We start from the raw sequence: 21,220 nt of genomic DNA, 5'->3' as shown, positions 1-21,220 counted from the left end.
TACCGCTCTTGGATGTATCTACAAATCGGCCGCTGTGAACTGGGCCACAGATTCGGAGGTCTCGTCCCTGCCGTCGCGGGCACGGGGCCGGTGTACTTACCGGCAGTAACCGAAACGGATGGAGGTCGGATGTCGAGTCGGCTGGAATGGCTCGGTTCGCTGCCCCTCGAAGAGGCCGAGGAGCAGCTGCTCAGCTGCTGTGCCTCACGGCAGTGGGCACGCAAAATGGTGGCGAACAGGCCCTACGCGAATGAGGCGAGTCTGCTCGAGGCCGCGGAGGCGGGGATCGCGGAACTCGCGTGGGCCGATGTGCAGGAGGCGCTGTCGGCGCATCCGCGCATCGGTGAGCGGGAAGCCGCTCGACACGGGGGACTGTCGGCGCAGGAGGCCGAATGGTCCCAGCAGGAACAGTCCGGTGCTGCCACCGCGGACGCCGCGGTGCAGGCCGAGTTCGTCGCTCGGAACCTGGCCTATGAGGACCGGTTCGGGCACGTCTTCCTGATTCGCGCCACCGGTCGCAGTGCCACCGAGATGTTGGCGGCGCTGCATCGCCGACTGCACAACACGGTCGAGGACGAACGCGCCCTGGTGCGTGCCGAACTCGCGGATATCGCCGTGCTGCGTATCCGAAAGCTGTTGGGACTGATATGAGCCTGTCGACCCATGTGTTGAACGCGGCGACCGGTAAGCCGGCCGCGGACCTGGCGGTGCGCCTGGAAACCGCTGACGGCCGAGTGCTCGCCGACGGCCGCACCGACGCCGACGGCCGTATCAAGGACCTGCCCGCCCCGGATCCCGGTTCCTATCGCCTGGTCTTCGATACCGGCGAGCTCAGTCCCTTCTATCCCTCGGTGACCATCGCCTTCACGGTCACCGATGCGGCCGAGCACTACCACGTGCCGCTCTTGCTCAGTCCCTATTCCTTCTCCACCTATCGAGGTAGCTGAACCATGTCGATCACGCTAGGCCCCAACCGTTACGGCAAGGCGGAGACGCGTGTTGTCCGCGTCACCAAGAACGGGAACAAGCACGACCTTCGGGACCTGAACGTCGGTGTGGCGCTGTCCGGCGATATGGAGGCCGTCCACCTGACCGGTGACAATGGCGCGTGTCTGCCCACCGACACCCAGAAGAACACCGTCTTCGCCTTCGCCAAGAAGTTCGGCATCGCCTCCCCGGAGGAGTTCGGTCTGAAGCTGGCCCGCCACTTCGTCGATTCGCAGCCGACCATCGACCACGCGCGCATCGAGTTGGAGGAGTACACCTGGGAGCGCAATGTGGTGGGGCTCAACAGCCACCCGCATTCGTTCGTGCGTGCCAACCGCGAAACCCGTACCGCGCTGGTGCATTACGACGGCGATCGGTCCTGGGTGGTCTCGGGCTTGAAGGACCTCACGGTGCTCAACACCACCGGCTCGGAGTTCTTCGGCTACATCAAGGACGAATACACCACGCTGCGGGAGACCCACGACCGGGTGCTGGCCACCGAGGTAGCGGCGCAATGGCGGCATTCCGGTGACTCGGAGGAGTGGGATAAGTCCTACGAGGTCGTGAAGCGTTGCCTGCTCCAGGCTTTCGCCGATACCCACAGCCTGTCGTTGCAGCAGACGCTGTACGCGATGGGGGAGCGGGTGCTCGAAACCTGCTCGGGGATTGTGGAAGTCAAGCTGACTCTGCCCAATAAGCACCACTTCGAGGTGGACCTGTCGCCGTTCGGCATGGTCAACGGCAACGAGGTGTTCTGGGCCGCCGACCGCCCCTACGGCCTGATCGAGGGCACGGTGGTCCGGTCGGTCCCTACCGCCGGACCCGCCTGGGATTGAGATCGGCAGCGAAACAATGGATTTCCTACGTCATGAGTGGCGGGCGACCGAGCGGGAGGTGGCGGTCGAATGAGCAAGATTGTCATTGAGAACGCCTACATCGCACCGGTCGTCGGCGATGAAATCCCCTCCGGCCATCTCGTCATCGACAATGGCCGGATCGAAAGCCTCGGTGCCGGACCGGCACCGACGGTGGTGGGAGCCGAACGCCTCTCCGGCACCGGCTGCCTGGTAACCCCGGGCCTGGTGAACACCCACCACCACCTCTACCAATGGGCCACCCAGGGTCTCTATCAGGATTCGACACTGTTCGAATGGCTGACCGGGCTGTACCGGACCTGGGCCGGAATGGACGCCGACGTCGTATACGGCGCGGCGACAGCCGGATTGGGCTGGCTGGCATTGACCGGCTGCACCACCTCCAGCGATCACCACTACATCTTCCCCAAGGGGCGTGGCGATCTGTTCGAGGCAGAGGTCCGGGCGGCCGCGGAGGTGGGGCTGCGCTTCCACCCGTGCCGTGGCTCCATGGACCGCGGCCGGTCCGACGGCGGTCTTCCGCCGGACGAGGTCGTGGAGCACCGCGACGAGATCTTGGCCGATACCGCCGAACTCATCGACCGGTACCACGATCCGTCGTTCGACTCCATGCTGCGTGTCGCCGTCGCGCCCTGCTCGCCGTTCTCGGTGAGCGAGGGGCTCATGCTCGACGCCGCCGCTCTGGCGCGCGACAAGGGTGTGCGCCTGCACACCCACCTCGCCGAAACCGTCGACGAGGAGACGCACTGCATCGAGCAGATGGGCTGCACCCCGGTCGAATACATGGAGAAGCTGGGCTGGCTCGGTGACGACGTGTGGTTCGCCCACGCCGTGCACCTGCACGACGCGGATATCCGCCGCTTCGCCCGGACCGGCACCGGTTCGGCGCACTGCCCCAGTTCCAATGCCCGCCTCGGCGCGGGTATCGCCCGGGTCTCGGACCTGCTGGCCGCCGGTGCGCCGGTCGGACTCGGCGTGGACGGGGCGGCGTCGAGTGAACTCACTTCTCTCGCAGGCGAAATGCGTCAGGCCATGCTCTTCCAGCGTGCCATTCACGGTCCAACCGCGCTCACCGCTCGCCAGGCCCTCGAAATGGGCACCCTGGGCGGTGCGCGAAATCTGGGTCGGCACAACGAGATCGGCAGTCTCGAGCCGGGCAAGCTCGCCGATATCGCCATCTGGCGGGTCGACGGCTTCCGTGCGGCGGTCGAGGATCCGGTGTGCGCCCTGGTATTCGGCCCCACCCCGCCACTGGCCCGGCTGCTCGTCGGCGGCCGCACCGTGGTCGCCGACGATGAGCTGCGCACCCTGCCGCAGGACATGGTCGGTCGCGCCGGTGTGCTGGCTCGCAAACGTCTGCTGCGTCAGGAAACCCGATGACCGCGTCACAGATTCGAAGACTCGGCCCGGCAGTTATGGAGGAAATACAGGGCACCGGAATTATCACCCGGGTGCCGCTACGGCCGGACGACATCATCCGGAGCAGTTGATCAACAGGGGCAGACCGCCCGTATTCGCCCCGAATACGTCGGTAGGGACCCCACAACCGCCACAACCGAATCCGCGGCCCGGCACACCCTTGCCGGACCGTAGGTCGGCTACGCCCTGAGGAGGGCAGCCATGACCCAGATCCAAGACCGTTCCGCCACACCGTCGGCCGAACCGTCCGCGCTCGATCGGTTCTTCAAACTGAGCGAACGCAAGACCACCGTATCCCGTGAAGTTCGCGGCGGCATCACCACATTCGTGGCGATGGCCTATGTGATCCTCCTGGTCCCGCTGATACTCGGCGGCGTCACCGATATCAATGGTGACAAACTGAATATCGCCCAGCTCACCACCGCGACGGCCTTCGCGGCCGGGCTCTCCACCATCCTGATGGGCCTGGTCGGCAATGTCCCGCTCGCACTCGCCGCCGGGCTCGGTCTGGTGCCGGTGGTCGCCTTCCAGGCGGCCCCGCACATGACCTGGCCACAGGCCATGGGCCTGGTGGTACTGATGGGCGCGGTCATTGTCGTACTCGCCGCCACCGGACTACGCACCATGATCATCAATGCCATTCCGATAGCGCTCAAGAACGCCATCGGTGTCGGTATCGGCATGTTCATCGCCATGATCGGCCTGGTGTCCTCCGGAGTGGTGGGCCACGGTGCGGTCGACGGTCCGCCGGTCACGATGGGTGTGGACGGACACCTACAGGGCTGGCCGGTCGCGGTTTTCGCGTTCGGACTGCTGCTCATGCTCGGGTTGTATGCCCGCAAGGTGCCGGGTGCGATCCTGATCAGCATTGTCATCACGACGGTGCTCGCCATCATCATCAATGCCGCGGCGACCATCGAACCGATGGCGTGGGGAACCGTGGTGCCGGAAGCGCCCGAATCTCTCTTCGCCGCACCGGACTTCGGCCTCATGTTCAATATCGACCTGATCGGCGGCTTCGCGCAAGCCGGTGCCCTGGTGGCCAGCGTGGTGCTGTTCACCCTGGTGCTCACCGGATTCTTCGACGCCATGGGGACGATATTCGGCGTCTGCGACGAGGCGAAACTGCTCGACGAGAAGGGCACCATGCCCGGCTTCGGCAAGATCCTGACCGCCGACGGCGTCGCCCAGATCATCGGCGGTGCCAGTGGTGGTGCGGGCAGCACGGTGTACGTGGAATCCGCGACGGGCGTCGGTGAGGGCGCTCGTACCGGACTCACCAGCGTGGTCACCGGCGGATTGTTCTGTGCGGCAATCTTCTTCACCCCGCTCGCGGCCGTCGTTCCCATGCAGGCCGCCGCCCCCGCCCTGGTGCTGGTCGGCGCGCTCATGATGATGCAGGCCCGCAAGATCGACTGGTCCGATATCGAGGTCGCGATCCCCGCCTTCGTGACCATCGTGCTCATGCCGTTCACCTACTCCATTACCAACGGTGTGGGCGCGGGCCTCATCGCTTACGTGGTGATCAAGGCGGCGCGTGGCAAGTTCCGGGAGATTCACGCCCTGGTGTGGGTGGTGAGCGCCGTCTTCGTCGCCTACTTCGGCATCTCGGCGATCCAATCGGTGCTGGGAGGCTAGAAATGCGCGGCTTCACAGCAGAGCTCCTCACCTGGCATACGGCGGGAAAGACCTACGCCATTGCCACCGTTATCGGGGTCTCGGGCAGTGCGCCCCGACCGGTCGGCGCGGCCATGGCCGTCGACGCCGAGGGCGCCGTTATCGGCGGCCTCTCCGGCGGCGGCGTCGAGGCGGCGGTGTACGAGCTCTGCTGTGCGGCCCTTCGTACAGGGCAGCCCATGCGAGAAACCTTCGGCCACAGCGATTCCGATGCTTTCGGCTCGACCGATGGCCGACTCGAGGTCTTCGTGCAGCGCGTCGATGTGGCGAACCGGGCCGCCATCGAAGCCGTGCTGCGCGCCAACGAGTCCGTCGCGCTCATTCGCGATCTGAACACCGGTGCGGCGATGGCACTCGGCTCCTGGTGGAGCGTCGGCTCCGCCTTCGGCGAGCGGGTCGTCGCCGAGGCTCGCGTCATGCTCGACGCGGCGGTAACCGGAATCCGGACAGTCGGCCGCGATGACACCGACACCACGGTATTCGTGGAGTCATGGGTGCGAGCGCGTTCACCAGGGTCGAGTTGCCGGACTCGCCCGAGCTCGCCAGGCAGTGAACTCGCGCTCAGCGCAGGTCGGCCGACAATGCTCGGCCGACCTGCGTGAGCAGCGGTACGGCCCGCTCGATCAGTTCATCGGTCATCCGGCCCGCCGGACCGGATACCGAAATGGCCAGTCGCGCGGGTGCTTCCGGTACCGCCACCGCGACACACCGAACACCCACCTCCTGTTCGCCCTCATCGGTTGCGTACCCGGCCGCGGCGGTCAGTTCGAGCTGTCGGGCGAATTCCCGCGGTTCGGTAATGGTGTGGTCGGTGTAGCGCTGCATTCCGGTGCGCTGCAACAGCTCCCGGACCCGTTCCGGCGGCATCTCGGCGAGCATCGCCTTGCCCACCGCCGTGCAGTGCGGCAGCACCCGCCGACCCACCTCGGTGAACATGCGCATGGAATGGCGCGAGGGCACCTGCGCCACGTAGACGATCCGATCCCCGTCCAGCATGGCCATATTCGCCGATTCGCCCAGCTCGTCCACCAGCCGCGCCAGATGCGGCCGCGCCCGTACACTCAACATGCGCGCCGAACTCTCGCCCAGCTTGATGAGCTTGGGCCCCAAGACATACTGCCGAGACGGATCCTGATGCAGATAGCCCAGATCGACCAGCGTCCGGACCAGCCGGTGAATGGTGGGTAGCGGCAGCCCGGAAACCTCGGCCAACTGCGACAGCCCCATCATGCCGCCGTGTTCCGCCATGGTTTCCAGAATCCCGAAGGCCCGTTCCACGGACTGGACGCTGCCCGACCGTCCACTGGTTGTACTCGCTGCAGTCACTGCCCCGCCTCGTCGAAGTTTCCGGATGGCGGAAGTTTACCGGGGTGTCGCGGCGGCGCGGGACGGTAGCCTGAGGGCCATGCGGCTGCGTGCGGAATTCACGACCGAACCCTTCCACGGTGAGGGTGCGCCGCCGCCGCATGCCACCGAGACCATGGAGGTTCTCGAGAAGGCCGGTCTCGCATGTGAATTCGGTCCACTGGGCACCTCTGTAGCCGGTCCGGCCGCGACACTGCTGCCCGCGCTCCAGGAGGTGCTCGCCGCCGCCTTCACGCATGGCGCGACGCGGGTGACCCTGCAGGTCGAGCATGTCGATGGGTAAGCGCGCACCGCTGGATGCCGGGCATCCGGTACTGGTGACTCTGGCGCCGCTGCTGGAGCGCATCGGCGCTCGGCTGGTGCCTCCGGGGGAGCGATTGTCCGATGACGTCCCGCTGGTGTGGGAGGGTGCGACGCTGGCCGCGGTGCGACTGCCCGGCGCCGATGCCGAGCCCGATCAGGGGATCGATCGACTGCTGAGCGAGGTCGCCGCCGAATTCGGCTGTCTGCTCACCGATCTGCCGCGCGAGGAGAAGCAGCGCGCGGTGCGACTGCTCGAGGAGCGCGGTGCGTTCAGCTACCGCAAGTCCGCCGAGAAGGTGGCCGAGGCGCTCGGTGTCACCCGCTTCACCGTCTACAACTACCTCAATCGCACCCGGTCCTGATCGACGAGCCTCCGATAGACCTTCGAATCCCACTGCACTGCAGTGGGATTCGCTGTTTTCGGGGTGGTTGGCGGCGTACTGCGAGCAGACTGTCCCGATAAGAACTTCAACAAACTGTTGACGACACCGCGTGACCTGTGACACTATTTCGTTACACGGAATATAGATTCCGCAATACGAGAAAGTCCTGGTTATGGTCACGGTCGACGAGTTCAATACGATGGAGACCGGCTGGCTCCGGCCCACCCTGCTCGACTGCTGCGATGCACCCGAATGGGCCGACGCCCTGCTGGATTCGCGGCCCTACCCGGACCTCGGCGATCTGTTCGCCACGGCGGACCGACTGGCGGGGGCGCTGAGCCCCGAGGCTGTCGATCGAGCGCTGGCGGCCCACCCCAGGATCGGTGAGCGGGCGACCGGGCCGGGCCGAGGCGCCTCCTGGTCGCGGGCGGAGCAGGCCAGCATTGCCGATGATGTCGAGACAGTCGCGGCGCTGCACTCCGCGAATCGCCTCTACGAGAAGCGATTCGGGCGTGTCTTTCTCATCTGCGCGACCGGTCTGTCGACTTCCGAGGTGCTCGCCGCCCTGCTGCTGCGGCTCGGCAATGACGAGGAGACCGAGGCCGTGGTGGTCGCCATGGAGCTGCGCAAGATCGCGCTACTGCGCCTGCGCAAAGTGGTCATCCCCGCATGAGCGCCTGTTCTACCAACAGAGGGAGTTAATCGTCATGGCCATCCAGCTCGGACACAATCAGTACGGGAAGGCCGAGAACCGGGTCGTGCGGGTCTACCGCGATGCCGATCGGCACACCATTCGCGATCTCAGTGTCTCCTCGGCGCTGCGCGGCCGATTCGAGGACGCGCACATTACCGGCGATCAGAAGGATGTTCTGCCCACCGACACCCAGAAGAACACCGCCTTCGCCTTCGCCAAGGAGAAGGGTGTCGGCGCCATCGAGGATTTCGGCCTGACCCTGGCCGACCACTTCATCTCGCGCTGCCCCGGCGCGGACGGCGCACGCGTCGCGATCGAGGAGTACGCCTGGGATCGGATCCCGGTCGACGGTGCGGGGCATGATTATTCGTTCGTCCAGGGCGGCGGCGGGGTGCGCACCACGGTGATCAATATGGACGGCTACGGCGCGGACCGTCGCGCCCACGTGGTCTCCGGCATCAAGGATCTGGTGCTGTTCAAGTCCACCGGCTCGGAATTCAGCGGCTTCTTCGAAGACAAGTACACCACCCTGGAACCCACCAAGGACCGCATCATGGCGACCTCCCTGGTCGCCCGGTGGCGCTACGACCGCACGGATGTGGACTGGGACAAGTCCTACGCCGCGATCCGCACCACCCTGCTGCGGCAGTTCGCGGTGGTGCATTCGCTGGCGCTGCAGCAGACCCTCTACAGCATGGGGCGCGCGGTGCTCGAGCAGTACCGAGAGGTCGCCGAGATCAAGTTCTCGGCCCCGAACAAGCATCACTTCCTGGTGGATCTGAGCCCGTTCCACGTGGAGAACCCGGGCGAGGTGTTCATCGCGGCCGACCGCCCCTACGGCCTGATCGAAGCGTCCCTGCACCGTGACGACGCGACCCCGGCCGGCAATGCCTGGCTCGGTGTTCCCGGGTTCTGTTGAGAAGAACCCAGTGTTGAGGAGAAGCCAGTGTTCAGTGCGAAACTGCAAGGCAGGCCACGACATCCAGGGCCCGAGGACGAGCGGTATCCGATAGGTAAGACGCTCGCCTACGGGCTCCAGCATATCTTGACCATGTACGGCGGAGTCATCGCGCCACCGCTCATCGTGGGTGGCGCGGCCGGATTGTCGGGTACCGATATGGCGCTGCTGGTCACCGCCGGTCTGTTCGTTTCCGGCGCGGCGACCATGTTGCAGACCCTCGGGCTCGGCCGGGTAGGTAGCAGATTGCCTATTGTGCAAGGCATTTCGTTCGCTGCCGTATCGACCATGGTGGCGATCGCCCACACCGACGGGCTGCGCTCGGTATACGGCGCGATCATCGTGTCCGGGCTGATCGGCCTAGTTCTGTCGTCGTTCTTCGCCAAGCTGGTGCGGCTGTTCCCGGCGGTGGTCACCGGCACCATCATCACGGTGATCGGCCTATCGCTCATGCCGGTGGCATTCAACTGGGCGTTGGGCGGTAACAACCCGGACCAAGCCGGGTACGGCTCGATGGGCAATCTCGGCCTGGCGGGGCTCACACTCCTGGTGATCCTGGTGATCAGCCGGGTATTCCAGGGCGCGATCTCGCGACTGTCCATCCTGATCGGGTTGGTGGTGGGCACCATCGTCGCCGCCATCGTGGGCAAGGCCGATTTCTCCTCGGTGGGGGAGACCAAGCTGTTCTCGTTGCCGACGGTCCTGCCCTTCGGCTCACCCACCTTCGAAATCGGCGCAATCGTCTCGATGACCATCGTGATGTTGGTGATCATGACCGAGACCGTCGCCGACATCATCACCATCGGTGAGGTCATCGGTAGCGATATCGATACCGGCCGGGTCGCGGACGGGCTGCGGGCGGATATGGCCTCCTCGGCCGTGGCGCCGTTGTTCGGATCCTTTCCGTGCAGCGCGTTCGCGCAGAACATCGGCCTGGTGGCGCTGACCGGCGTCAAGAGCCGATTCGTGGTCGCCACCGGCGGTGGGGTACTGCTCCTGCTGGGGTTGCTACCGGTATTCGGTGCGGTGGTGGCGGGGATTCCGTACCCGGTACTCGGTGGAGCCGGCGTCGTACTGTTCGGAACCGTTGCGGCGGCCGGGATTCGGACGCTGGCGCGGGTGGAGTTCCACGACAACCTGAATATGGTGATCGTCGCGGTGGCCCTGGCGGCCGGGCTCATTCCGATTGCGGCCCCGACGTTCTGGGACGCCTTCCCGGAATGGCTCGGCACGATCATGCACTCCGGGATCAGCGCGACCGCCATTGTGGCCATCATCCTCAATCTCGCCTTCAACGAGGTGAAGCTCGGCAACCGCAAGGGTGCCTCGGTCTTCGCCGCCGCGGAGGACAAGCGGGACGTTCTCGGTGAACGTATCGACGACGACATCCGCGACTGATCCTGTCCGGCTGGACGAATCTACAAAATCGAAACCTATTAGATCCGAATGTTTGGTGCTGATCGGCGCTATCGCCGGTGCTGTGACTCCGGACATACTTTTCCCCATCGGGGGAGTAAGGACTTTTCGATGCCTCTCATTTTCCTGAACGGCGGAGCCATGCGCGGCGGGCCGCTCAACCATCTCCTCGCGGGAGCACCATTCGCCGGCGAGGTGAAGACGACACCGCAATACCGGTTCTATTCGGTCGGTGATCGTTTCCCAGGTCTGCATCCCGTTTCCGACGGGGGCGCGACCATTACCGGTGAATTGTTCGACGTGTCGGAAGAGGTGCTGCGCACCAGCCTGCTGCCCGCCGAACCGCCCGAGCTCGAGCTCGGCGTCATCGAACTCGACGACGGTCGCTCGGTGTTCTCCATGGTGCTGCGCCGCCCGCCCGTCTCCTACCCAGAGCTGATCGACATTACCGAACACGGCAGCTGGACGACCTATCGCGAAGGAAAACGATGAAGTACACAGCGGGGGGAGCACTCCGGAAATACGACGTCAATTGCTCGATTCTCTTCACCGATCTGCCTTTGCTGGAGCGGCCCGCCGCGGCAAAGGCCGCCGGATTCGACGCCGTCGAATTCTGGTGGCCCTTCGGGGAGGATCCCACGCCCGGCGATAAGGAGGTCGACGCCTTCGTCGGCGCGATCTCAGATGCCGGAGTGCAATTGGTCGGACTGAACTTCATCGATCTGATTCCCGCCGGACGTGGACTGGTATCGGTCCCCGGTGAGGAGAACAGGTTCCGCGACAATATCGACGTCGCCGTCGAGATCGCCGCCCGCACCGGATGCCGTGCGTTGAATGCCCTCTATGGCAACCGGATTCCCGGTACCGATCCGGAGAAGCAGGACGCACTCGCGCTGGAGAACCTGGGGCTGGCGGCCCGCGCGGCGCAGAAGGTCGGCGCGACCGTACTTCTCGAAGCCCTGAATTCCTATGAATCACAGGCATATCCGATTGTGTCCTCCGCGCACGCGGTACGGATTATCGAGCAGGTCGGCGAGCCCAATATGCGGTTCCTGTGCGACTTCTACCACCTGGCACGTATGGGCGAGAACCTGACCGGCGTCATTGACACCTGGGGCCGCTACATCGGCCACGTGCAGATCGCCGATTCACCGGACCGTGGCCGTCCGGGTAGTGGCGTCCTCGACTTCGAGGCGCTGTTCGCTGCCCTGGACGCCAGTGGCTACGACGGTTACATCGGCCTGGAATACAAAGACCCTGAACTGGATTGGGAGTGGATCAAGTGACAAGTATCGGATTCGTCGGTCTCGGCATCATGGGTGGGCCGATGGCCGGGCACCTGGTCAAGGCCGGACACAAGGTCACCGTCTACGACCTCAATCCCGCATCGGTGGACAAGCTGACGACCCTCGGAGCGACCGGCGGTAGCAGTATCGCGGAGACGGTGCGCGACAAGGACTTCGTCATCACCATGCTGCCGCAGGACGAGCACGTGGAGTCGGTGTTCACCGAGATCCTCGAGCACGCCGCCACCGGCACCGTCTACATCGACTTCTCCACCATCACCCCGCGCACGGCCGAATGGACCTACACCGAAGGCGTGAAGAAGGGGCTGCGGGTGCTCGACGCCCCGGTCAGCGGTGGCGAACCCGGCGCGATCAATGCCGCACTGTCCATCATGGTCGGCGGCAATGAGGCCGACTTCGAAACCGCCACACCGATTTTCGAGACCGTGGGCAAGACCTTCGCCCTGGTCGGCCCCAACGGCGCCGGGCAGGTCGTGAAGGCGGCCAACCAGCTCGTCGTCGGCGGCACCTACGCCCTGCTGGCCGAGGCCATCCTGCTCATGGAGCGCCTGGGAGCCGACGCAGAGAAGGGGCTCGACGTGCTGGCCGGCGGGCTCGCGGGTAGCAAGATCCTCGACCTCAAGCGCAAGACCATGCTGGAGCGCAGCTTCGCGCCGGGCTTCCGTATCGACCTGCACCACAAGGATATGGGCATCATTATCGCGGCTGCCCGTCAGGCCGAGGTGCCGATCCCGATGGGAGCGCAGGTCGCTCAGCAGATCGCCGCCGCCCGCGCCATGGGCCACGGTTCGCTCGATCATTCGGCACTGCTGCTGGTCGCCGAGGCGCTGGCCGGGCGGGAGAGCTGAGATGGCACGTATGCGCGCCGTCGACGCGGCGGTCCTGATCCTCGAAAAAGAGGGCGCCACCCAGGCCTTCGGCCTACCCGGCGCGGCGATCAACCCCTTCTACAGTGCCATGCGCAAGCACGGCGGCATCCGGCACGTGCTGGCACGCCATGTCGAAGCCGCCTCGCATATGGCCGAGGGCTTCACCCGCGCCGCGCCCGGCAATATCGGTATCTGCATCGGCACCTCCGGTCCGGCCGGTACCGACATGATCACCGGGTTGTACTCCGCGAGTGCGGATTCCATTCCGATCCTGTGCATTACCGGCCAGGCGCCGGTGTCGAAGCTGCACAAGGAGGACTTCCAGGCCGTCGACATCGCCTCGATCGCCGCGCCGGTCAGCAAGTGGGCCGTTACGGTGCTGGAGGCCGCGCAGGTTCCGGGCGCCTTCCAGAAGGCGTTCGAACTCATGCGCTCCGGGCGTCCGGGGCCGGTGCTCGTCGACCTGCCGATCGATGTGCAGCTCACCGAGATCGAATTCGATATCGACACCTACGAGCCGCTCGTCGTGCATCGGCCGGTCGCCACCCGAGCGCAGGCGGAGAAGGCACTCACCATGCTCGCCGCGGCCGAGCGACCGCTGCTGGTCGCGGGCGGTGGCGTGGTGAATGCCGATGCGGCCGACCTGTTCCTGGAATTCGCCGAGCTGACCGGCATTCCCGTGGTGCCCACCCTGATGGGCTGGGGCGTCGTGCCGGATGATCACCCGCTGCACGCGGGCATGGTCGGTCTACAGACCTCGCACCGCTACGGCAATGCCACCCTGCTGGAGTCGGATTTCGTGCTGGGTATCGGCAACCGGTGGGCCAACCGCCACACCGGCGGCGTCGAAACCTACACCCAGGGACGCACTTTCGTGCACGTCGATATCGAGCCGACGCAGATCGGGCGGGTGTTCGCACCCGACTTCGGCATCGTCTCCGATGCGGCCGCGGCCCTGACGGTCTTCCTCGAGGTGGCCCGTGAGATGGTGCGCGAGGGTCGACTGCCCGACCGCTCCGAGTGGGCCGCGCAGTGCCGGGCGCGTAAGCGGACCCTGCTGCGCAAGACCCACTTCGACGCGGTGCCGATCAAGCCGCAGCGCGTGTACCAGGAGATGAACCGGGCCTTCGGTCCCGACACCCGCTACGTCACCACCATCGGGCTGTCGCAGATTCAGGCGGCGCAGCTACTGCACGTGTACAAGCCGCGGCACTGGATCAATGCCGGACAGGCCGGCCCGCTCGGCTGGACCCTGCCCGCGGCCATCGGCGTCGCCACCGCACTGCCGGATACCCCGGTGGTCGCGCTGTCCGGTGACTACGACTTCCAGTTCCTCATCGAGGAATTGGCCGTCGGCGCGCAGTTCAATATCCCGTACATCCATGTCGTCGTGAACAACTCGTACCTGGGTCTGATCCGTCAGGCGCAGCGCGCTTTCGATATGGACTACTACGTGCAGCTGTCCTTCGAGAACATCAACAGCCCCGAGGTCGGTGGCTACGGTGTCGACCACCTCAAGGTGGCGGAAGGACTGGGCTGCAAGGCCGTTCGAGTGACGGAGCCGGATCGTATCGGCGACGCCCTCGAGGAGGCCAAGAAGCTCATGGCCGAACACCGCGTGCCGGTGCTGGTCGAGGTCATTCTCGAACGCGTCACCAATGTGTCCATGGGACTCGAGATCGACAATATCAACGAGTTCGAGGACCTGGCCGTCTCGGTCGAGGACGCGCCCACCTCGATTGCCGCGCTGGAATACGAATCGAGCGGGAGCGCAGTGTGATCGCGCCGCGCGGTGGTACGCGAAAGGGATGGCAGGAGGGCCACGTGCTGGTGGCCCCCGACAAGTTCAAGGGGTCGCTCACCGCACCTCAGGTCGCCGAGCACATTGTGGCGGGACTGCGGCGTTCGCGCCCGGATCTCCCCGTCGTGAGCGCGCCGGTGGCCGATGGTGGTGACGGCACCGTGGACGCCATGGTGGCCGCGGGCTTCGCTCGTCTACAGACGGGCGTCACCGGACCGGTCGGGAAGCAGGTGGCCGCCTCGTTCGCGATGAGGGGCGAGACGGCCGTCGTAGAACTCGCCGAAGCCTCCGGGCTGCGGTTGCTTCCCGACCGGCCCAGCGCCACCACCGCCCTGACGGCCACCAGCGCGGGTACCGGTGAACTCATGCGGACCGCCGCCATGCGCGGCGCGAAGCACATTGTGCTCGGACTGGGCGGCAGCGCGTGCACCGATGGCGGAGCGGGCATGCTCACGGCCCTCGGTGCCCGACTCCTCGACGAGGACGAGAAGCCCATCCCGCCCGGCGGGGCAGGGTTGCTGCGGTTGGCGCGCATCGATACCCGGGATCTGATCCGGGTATCGGTGACCGTCGCCTCCGATGTGGACAACCCACTGCTCGGGTCGCGCGGTGCGGCGGAGGTCTACGCGCCGCAGAAGGGCGCGGGCCCGAGTGAAGTGGCGCAATTGCAAGCAGGCTTGGCCCATTTGGCCGAAATCGTCCGTCGCGACTTGGGCGTCGATGCGACGGATCGCCCGGGAGCGGGCGCGGCGGGCGGCGTGGGTTTCACGGCCCTCGCCGTCCTCGGCGCGTCCATGCGCCCGGGTATCGAGATCTTGCTCGAGCAGTTGGATTTCGACGCACTCCTCGCGGGTGCGCGCTTGGTGATCACCGGCGAGGGCTCCCTCGACCGGCAGACACTGCACGGCAAGGCGCCGATCGGTGTGGCGCGGGCCGCCGCCCGCGCCGAGGTGCCGGTGGTGGCGGTATCGGGTCAGCGACAGCTGACCCGTGATGTGCTACGCCGCTTCGGGTTCGAGGATGCGTACGCGCTGACCGATATCGAACCCGATCCGGAGGTCTGTATGGCCCAGGCCGGACCTCTGCTGGAGGAGCTGGCGGTGCGCATCGCGGATGCCCACCTGGAGCAGAGCTTGTCTCGTAACCGCTGAGCCCGCAATCACTGAGAGAGAACATATGTCGGACTTCACCAGCTTGCCGGATCTGGCCCTGCGCACGAACCGCGCGGGGGTCATCGCCGCGAGTGACGAATCCTTCGAGGAACGCGAAAACCTCATCCACCCCTGGGAACCGCGCTTCTCCGCCGAAACCTTCGGCACCAAGGGCCAGGAGTACGACGGCTGGGAGACTCGCCGCCGCCGGGGTGCCCCCGGCCACGACTGGGCCATTATCCGGCTCGGTATGCCCGGCAACATTCACGGCGTAGTCGTCGACACCGCGTGGTTCAAGGGCAACTACCCGCCGTTCGCGTCCATCGAGGCCTGCCGCGCCTTCGACTATCCCTCAGCGGCGCAGCTGGATTCGGCCGACTGGGTGGAGATTGTCCCCCGCAGCGCACTCAGCGGCGACAGCCGCCACGAGTTCCCGGTGGCCGACGACCGTGTGTTCAGCCACGTGCGACTCAATATCCACCCGGACGGCGGCGTGGCGCGCCTGCGGGTGCACGGTGAGGTGGTCCCCGACCCGATCCTGCTCACCGGTCTCACCGTGGATCTGGCGGCGCTGGAGAACGGTGCCCGCGCCATCGCGTGCTCGAACTTCTTCTACTCGGCGCCCGACAATATGCTCGCCCCCGGTCTGGCCCGCAATCAGGCCGAAGGCTGGGAGACCGGCCGTCGCCGCGATGACGGCAATGACTGGGCCGTTATCCGCTTGGCGGGTCAGGGCATTCCCGAACTGATCGAACTCGATACGACGAACCTGCTGCACAACTCCCCGGCCGAGATTCGGCTGCTCGGCATCGATCATTCCGATGATGAGCCGTTGCCCGCCGCGGACAGTGGCGACTGGTTCGAGCTGCTGCCGAAGACTCAGGTGCAACCCGATACGCCGCACCGGATTCGACTGGCCGCGCACGCCACGCGTCCGACGACCCATGTCCGCCTGGACATTTACCCCGACGGTGGCATCGCGCGACTGCGTATCCACGGCTCACTCACCGCCGCGGGCACCAGCGCACTGGAATCTCGCTGGCAGTGAAGCCGGGTTGAGGCAACCCTCGCGTTGCGGATACGACTGATGCGGAGGGCGTTATCGTCCACGCGTACGCGGATCATCGTCGGGAAACTCCATCCTGGAGGCGGGCACGGCGCGCGGCTTCGCCCATTCGCGCCATGCGGTGATCTGGTCGCCGTGCAGGGCCGACAGCGGCACGGTGTTCGCCACCGAATGGAACAGATCCGCCGCGTCGAGGGGACGTCGCGCCGAGTAGGCGTCGAAGAGCCCGGCCACCAGGGCCTGTTCGATTTCCGTGCCGGAGAACCCCTCGGTATCGCGGGCGAGATCGTGCAGCAGGGTGGGGGTGATGTCGAGCCCGGCGGCGGGGCCGGTGCGACGACGAGCCAGATGCAGGCGCCAAATGGCTTCGCGCTCGCTGGCGCGCGGTAGATCCACGAAGAAGATCTCGTCGAAGCGGCCCTTGCGCAGAAAATCCGGTGGCAGATTCTCGACGCTGTTGGCGGTGGCGATGACGAATACCGGTCGGGTCTTCTCCTGTAGCCAGGTGAGGAAGGTGCCGAAAACCCGTGCGCTGGTGTCGGTACCGCCGGAGGCGTCAGCGTCCGCGAACGGATTGTCGATCTCATCGACCCACAGCACGCAGGGTGCGGAGGTTTCGGCGGTGGCCAGCGCCGCACGCATATTGTGGTCGCTCGCACCGGACGGTCCGACGAATACCCGCCCGAGATCCAGACGGATGAGGGGCAGCCCCCATGCGGCGGCAACAGCCTTGGCCGTGAGGGTCTTTCCGCATCCGGGTACGCCGGTGATGAGCACGCCCTTCGGTGCAGGTAGCCCGTAGGCGACAGCCTCGGCGAGCCAGAAGTCCCGGCGTTTCTCCAGCCAGGCCTTGAGCTCCCCGAGCCCGCCCACATCACCGAGATTCACCTCGGTGCGCACCAGCTCGAGCAGCCCGGACTTGCGAATGGATTGCGCCTTTTCCGTGAGCACCACCTCCGCATCGGATTCGGTGAGGCTGCTGCCATCCACCATGGCGAGGGCGAAGGCCTTCTCGGCTTCGAAGAGGGTCATGCCGAGCGCGGCCCGGATGAGGCGGTCACGGCCGTGGTCGTCCAGGGTCACCGTGACGGTGTCCTGTTGCTCGGAAATCATGCCGTCCAACAGGCCCCGGATCGCAGGCTCATCGGGCAGGGCGAAATCGACCACGGTGACGTCTTTTTGGAGTTCCGGGGGTATGCGAAGGATGGGGGCGACAATGATCGCGGTGCGCGCCAGATGCCCGGAACGGAAGTCGCGCACCAGATCCCGCAGCGCCCGCACCACGTGCAGGTCCGCGGGGCGGGTGCCATCACCGAGGAAGGCGTGTAGATCGCTGAAAACGAACACCGCTTCCTCACCGATCCGGCGCACCCGGGGGAGCAGCTGCGCGGGATCGTGGGTATTGCGTTCGGGCAGTCCTCCGGAACGCCGCATACCGTCGGTGGTCGACCAATGCCATAGGGCGCGTGGAGACTCCAATTCGGCGACGGTGGCGGCGATTTCGTCGAGAACGCGCTGCTCTTCGAAGGCCTCGACGTAGAGCAGCGGAAAGCGCGCCTGCAGCAGATGAGTCAGGGTGCGGCGGAACGGGTGCACAGCTGCTGATGGTAGTGCCGGGAATATTCGCTGGCCGGGTCAACGATGCGCTTCTACCCTGAAAACCCGACATATCTGGACGAAGGGACCACATTTGGAAGCGACAGTGACGGTGACCCCGGATCAGTTGCCGGAGTTGCTGCTGCACGTCGCGGTGGTTCGACCGGTATTTCTGTGGGGGGCGCCCGGAATCGGCAAGAGTTCGCTGGTGCGCGCATTCGCGGAATCGCTCGGCCTGGAATGCGTCACCCTGTTGGGCACCCAGCTCGCGCCCGAGGACCTCATCGGCGTGCCGCAGATCATCGACGACCGCAGCCGCTTCGCGCCGCCGGAGATGATCGCCCGGCCCGAACCGTATTGCCTGTTCCTCGACGAATTGAATGCCGCGCCCGCCGAGGTGCAGAAGTCGTTCTACTCGCTGATTCTGGATCGACGTATCGGTGCGTACGAGCTGCCCGCGGGCTCGGTGGTGATCGGTGCGGGCAACCGCGCCACGGACAACGCCCTGGCCCGACCGATGGCCTCGGCGCTGGTGAACCGCATGGTGCACATGCATTTGCGCGCCGACGTCGACGATTGGCTGAAGTGGGCCGCGCACAATGGGATTCACCCGTGGGTGGTGGACTACATCGTGCAGCGGCCGGATCATCTGTGGTCGGCGCCGCCCAAGACCGAACAGCCGTTCTCCACACCGCGCGGGTGGCACATGCTCTCGGATGCACTGCACTCCTACGGGGATGGTGTCGCGGACGAGATGCTGTGGGTGCTGTCGTCGGGCGCGCTGACGCCCGCGCATGCCTCGGGGTTTCGGGCGTATGTGAAGACGGTGCGGCATGCCTTCGACTTGGAGGCGGTGATCAAGGGGGACGCGGGTTGGCCACGTGACCCGGGTGACCGCGATCTGCTGTACTTCCTGTCGGAGGCGTTTCGGGCACGATTGCTCAAGGAGCTGCCCGCCTCCAAGGAGCACGCCTCGGGTGGTGTGAAGCGTTTCGCCATGCGCGCCAAGACAATGCTCGCCGAGTTGGCCGAAATTTCGGTGGAATGTGCGCAGTTGGTGATTTCCGCCGATGACGATGGCGTGCCGCTGCTGCCGTCCTGGTTCCTGGTCGAGGTGTCGCGCGACCTGCCGCGCCTCGCCGCGCGACGGTAGCGATGTCGGGACGATCCGGGCGCAGAAAGCGCCGTACGAAGCCACCCAATCCGTGGGAAGAGGCGATCATCGCCGGATGGCGGCAGGTGAACGAGCACCCCATGTTCCGGGGTTTGCGGGGTGGGCTGGGGGCGGGCGACTCGAACAGTATGCCCGCCGAGATCTGGGCGTTCACGACCGAAAGCGGTGGGGTGCAGTACAACCCGAGGCATCGCGCCTCGGCCGCCGAATGGGCATGGGTCTTCGCGCACTGCCTGCTGCACGCCGGTTTCGGGCATCTCGATCCACGAACCGCGCCGGAGCGGGCGCTCGCGGAGAACACTGTCACCGACGGCCGGTACGGGGATCATCAGCCCCATGCCGTCTACCGGGCGGCATGCTGTGCGGTGATCGACCAGTATCTGGCGACCCTCAAGATCGGCCAGCCGCCCTTCGCGCTGCCGCCGCCGCCCGGCGGTTCCGATGAGTTCGCGCTCACTGAACGTTGGTTGGAAGGTGGTGTGCCGGAAGACTATCGCGTCGGCGAGTTTCCCGATTTCTTCGTGAGCAGCGTCGAGACCGCCAAGCGGTGCAATCATCGCAACACCTTCGCCGCCGGGATCGCCGCAGCGGCTCGCGATGCATTGGAGGACGCCGGACGCGACGTCACGCGAGCCCGCCGCACAGAGATGCGGGTCTGGGATCGAGCCTTGAACTGGTTCGTATCCTCGTACCCGCTGCTCGGCGGTCTCGCTGCCGGGATGAAGATTGTCGCAGACGCGGACGTCGCTCGCGGATGGGATATTTCGATCGCGGCGGTCAATGCCGAGGCTGCCGAAATCTACATCAATCCCTATGCTGGGTTGTCCAACGAGGAATGGAAGTTCGTTCTCGCTCATGAAATGCTGCACGCCGCCCTTCGGCACGGGGAGCGCGTGGGTTGGCGGGATCCCTATCTGTTCAATGTGGCCGCCGACTATGTGATCAACGGGTGGTTGATCGAAATGGGGGTCGGTGAGATGCCGGAAGGGCTGCTCTACGACCCTGGCCTGAAAGGCTGGTCGGCGGAACAGGTTTACGATCGGATTGCCGGAGATATGCGCCGGTTGCGCAAACTCGCCACCCTGCGTGGGAAGGGTAAGGGCGACATCTTCGGAGAGCCGTTGCCGCACAGCCATTCTCCTGGTCGCTTCCTCGACCTCGATGAGTACTACCGCGGCGCGCTCGCCACCGGCCTGGCCTATCACCTGTCATCCGGCCGAGGGCTGTTGCCTGCCGGGCTGGAGCAGGAAATCAGGGCGCTGGACCAGCCGCCGCTGCCCTGGGATACGCAGTTGGCGCAGTGGTTCGACGAGTTCATCCCGGCTGTGGAGAGGCGGCGCAGCTACGCGCGGGCCTCTCGGCGTCAGGCATCGACGCCCGACATTCCTCGTCCGGCGTGGGTCAAGCCCGAGGAGCAGGTTCGGCTGCCTACGTTCGGCGTGGTCCTTGATACCAGTGGGTCGATGTCATCCGAGCTCATGGGAAAAGGGTTGGGGGCCATTGCATCCTATGCGCGTGCCCGTGATGTTCCGTATGCGCGTGTGGTCTTCTGTGATGCTGCCGCGTACGACGCGGGGTATACTCCGGTCGACGATATCGCCGGTCGGGTTCGGGTGCGAGGGCGTGGTGGGACTGTCTTGCAGCCTGGTATTCGGCTATTGGAGCGTGCGGATGATTTTCCTGCTGAGGGGCCGATTCTGATTATTACCGATGGTGCTTGTGATGTGGTGCGTGTTCGTCATGAACATGCTTTTCTTGTTCCGGTGGGGGTGGGGCTTCCGTTTCGGCCTCATGGGCCGGTGTTTCGGATGAGTTGATTGTTGGGGGGCTCGTGGCTTTGGTTGTCTCCAAATTTTGACGGCCACTGTGCGGTGGTTGCGTTGGGGAACGAAGAGGAAGCAGTGTGGTGGCGTTGGGATTCTTTCCTGACCTGACTCCGCGGTTGGGAGCCGTGATCTTGCGTTCCAGCCGGGTCCACTGGCCGTGGTGGCGATTTCGAGACATAAACAAAAGACAAAGACCAAAGATGAAGAGAGAAAGATCGAGAGTAATCTGAAGATTCGCAGATCAGATACCATTTTCCATTCTGTCGCAACACCATTCGCGATAGAATGGAAGTATGACTATCGGGGAGCATTTCGGGGAGGATCGTCGCACCATCGCGGAATTACTCGCGGTG

At 65.5% G+C, this 21,220-nt stretch carries 21 protein-coding genes; 19 read left to right on the top strand and 2 right to left on the bottom strand.

Features of this window, described 5'->3' with window-relative positions:
- Positions 1–129: 129 nt before the first annotated feature.
- From uraD (NU1_RS37695) to NU1_RS37670, 6 genes are all read left to right on the top strand, one after another.
- Positions 130–651, top strand: a complete 522-nt coding sequence (gene uraD / locus NU1_RS37695; RefSeq protein ID WP_067529038.1) for a 2-oxo-4-hydroxy-4-carboxy-5-ureidoimidazoline decarboxylase — start codon at positions 130–132, stop codon at positions 649–651.
- On the top strand, positions 648–947 hold the full coding sequence (uraH, locus tag NU1_RS37690; protein WP_067529037.1) for a hydroxyisourate hydrolase: 300 nt from the start codon (positions 648–650) through the stop codon (positions 945–947). Before uraD (NU1_RS37695) ends, uraH begins: the two co-directional genes overlap by 4 nt.
- A gap of 3 nt (positions 948–950) precedes the next feature.
- A complete protein-coding gene (gene pucL, locus NU1_RS37685) occupies positions 951–1,823 on the top strand; it encodes a factor-independent urate hydroxylase (protein ID WP_067529036.1) in 873 nt (290 codons plus the stop codon).
- Between the two features lie 69 nt (positions 1,824–1,892).
- Positions 1,893–3,242 carry an 8-oxoguanine deaminase gene (locus NU1_RS37680; RefSeq protein WP_067529035.1) on the top strand — a complete coding sequence of 450 codons (1,350 nt, stop codon included), beginning with the start codon at positions 1,893–1,895 and terminating at the stop codon, positions 3,240–3,242.
- A gap of 240 nt (positions 3,243–3,482) precedes the next feature.
- Positions 3,483–4,919 carry an NCS2 family permease gene (locus NU1_RS37675; protein ID WP_067529034.1) on the top strand — a complete coding sequence of 479 codons (1,437 nt, stop codon included), beginning with the start codon at positions 3,483–3,485 and terminating at the stop codon, positions 4,917–4,919.
- Positions 4,920–4,921: 2 nt separating this feature from the next.
- Positions 4,922–5,560, top strand: coding sequence for an XdhC family protein (locus NU1_RS37670; RefSeq protein WP_067529033.1), 639 nt, complete (start codon positions 4,922–4,924; stop codon positions 5,558–5,560).
- Here the strand turns inward: NU1_RS37670 and NU1_RS37665 are convergent.
- Positions 5,520–6,236, bottom strand: a complete 717-nt coding sequence (locus NU1_RS37665) for an IclR family transcriptional regulator (protein ID WP_281221290.1) — start codon at positions 6,234–6,236, stop codon at positions 5,520–5,522. The two genes, NU1_RS37670 and NU1_RS37665, sit on opposite strands and share 41 nt — an antisense overlap.
- 127 nt (positions 6,237–6,363) lie before the next feature.
- On the opposite strand from NU1_RS37665, the gene NU1_RS37660 reads away from it, so the two are divergent.
- The 11 genes from NU1_RS37660 to alc all read left to right on the top strand — a co-directional run bounded on the left by NU1_RS37660 (position 6,364) and on the right by alc (position 16,253).
- Positions 6,364–6,606: a thiamine-binding protein gene (locus NU1_RS37660; protein WP_067529065.1), complete on the top strand. Its 243-nt coding sequence runs from the start codon at positions 6,364–6,366 to the stop codon at positions 6,604–6,606.
- Positions 6,599–6,988 carry a helix-turn-helix domain-containing protein gene (locus tag NU1_RS37655; RefSeq protein WP_067529031.1) on the top strand — a complete coding sequence of 130 codons (390 nt, stop codon included), beginning with the start codon at positions 6,599–6,601 and terminating at the stop codon, positions 6,986–6,988. Before NU1_RS37660 ends, NU1_RS37655 begins: the two co-directional genes overlap by 8 nt.
- Positions 6,989–7,181: 193 nt before the next feature.
- The gene (gene uraD, locus NU1_RS37650) at positions 7,182–7,682 is read left to right on the top strand and encodes a 2-oxo-4-hydroxy-4-carboxy-5-ureidoimidazoline decarboxylase (RefSeq protein ID WP_067529030.1); all 501 of its coding nucleotides are present in this window, start codon (positions 7,182–7,184) and stop codon (positions 7,680–7,682) included.
- A gap of 34 nt (positions 7,683–7,716) precedes the next feature.
- Entirely contained in the window at positions 7,717–8,622 is a 906-nt protein-coding gene (gene pucL / locus NU1_RS37645; protein ID WP_067529029.1) for a factor-independent urate hydroxylase, read from the top strand.
- Between the two features lie 27 nt (positions 8,623–8,649).
- Positions 8,650–10,059: a nucleobase:cation symporter-2 family protein gene (locus NU1_RS37640; RefSeq protein ID WP_084522174.1), complete on the top strand. Its 1,410-nt coding sequence runs from the start codon at positions 8,650–8,652 to the stop codon at positions 10,057–10,059.
- Between the two features lie 129 nt (positions 10,060–10,188).
- On the top strand, positions 10,189–10,569 hold the full coding sequence (locus tag NU1_RS37635) for an allophanate hydrolase-related protein (protein ID WP_067529028.1): 381 nt from the start codon (positions 10,189–10,191) through the stop codon (positions 10,567–10,569).
- Positions 10,566–11,363, top strand: coding sequence for a hydroxypyruvate isomerase family protein (locus NU1_RS37630; protein ID WP_067529027.1), 798 nt, complete (start codon positions 10,566–10,568; stop codon positions 11,361–11,363). The genes NU1_RS37635 and NU1_RS37630 overlap by 4 nt, the downstream gene beginning before the upstream one ends.
- The gene (locus tag NU1_RS37625) at positions 11,360–12,232 is read left to right on the top strand and encodes an NAD(P)-dependent oxidoreductase (RefSeq protein ID WP_084522178.1); all 873 of its coding nucleotides are present in this window, start codon (positions 11,360–11,362) and stop codon (positions 12,230–12,232) included. Before NU1_RS37630 ends, NU1_RS37625 begins: the two co-directional genes overlap by 4 nt.
- 1 nt (position 12,233) lies before the next feature.
- A complete protein-coding gene (gene gcl / locus NU1_RS37620) occupies positions 12,234–14,033 on the top strand; it encodes a glyoxylate carboligase (RefSeq protein WP_067529026.1) in 1,800 nt (599 codons plus the stop codon).
- Complete coding sequence (locus tag NU1_RS37615; RefSeq protein ID WP_245720495.1) at positions 14,030–15,205, top strand: glycerate kinase; 1,176 nt, start codon at positions 14,030–14,032, stop codon at positions 15,203–15,205. The genes gcl and NU1_RS37615 overlap by 4 nt, the downstream gene beginning before the upstream one ends.
- A 25-nt stretch (positions 15,206–15,230) precedes the next feature.
- Positions 15,231–16,253 (top strand): allantoicase, encoded by a 1,023-nt coding sequence (gene alc / locus NU1_RS37610; RefSeq protein WP_067529025.1) that lies wholly within the window; start codon positions 15,231–15,233, stop codon positions 16,251–16,253.
- Positions 16,254–16,304: 51 nt separating this feature from the next.
- Here alc and NU1_RS37605 read toward each other — a convergent pair whose 3' ends face one another.
- Positions 16,305–17,867, bottom strand: coding sequence for a Ycf46 family AAA ATPase (locus NU1_RS37605; protein ID WP_067529024.1), 1,563 nt, complete (start codon positions 17,865–17,867; stop codon positions 16,305–16,307).
- Positions 17,868–17,973: 106 nt separating this feature from the next.
- Here NU1_RS37605 and NU1_RS37600 point away from each other — a divergent pair, with 106 nt between their 5' ends.
- Both NU1_RS37600 and NU1_RS37595 read left to right on the top strand, forming a co-directional pair.
- A complete protein-coding gene (locus NU1_RS37600) occupies positions 17,974–19,020 on the top strand; it encodes an AAA family ATPase (RefSeq protein ID WP_212762282.1) in 1,047 nt (348 codons plus the stop codon).
- A 149-nt stretch (positions 19,021–19,169) separates the two neighbouring features.
- Positions 19,170–20,858: a vWA domain-containing protein gene (locus tag NU1_RS37595; RefSeq protein ID WP_212762281.1), complete on the top strand. Its 1,689-nt coding sequence runs from the start codon at positions 19,170–19,172 to the stop codon at positions 20,856–20,858.
- Positions 20,859–21,220 lie beyond the last annotated feature (362 nt).

The organism is Nocardia uniformis NBRC 13702 (assembly GCF_001613345.1).
Lineage (GTDB): Bacteria > Actinomycetota > Actinomycetes > Mycobacteriales > Mycobacteriaceae > Nocardia > Nocardia uniformis.
This window is presented reverse-complemented; position numbering and strand designations above follow the sequence as displayed.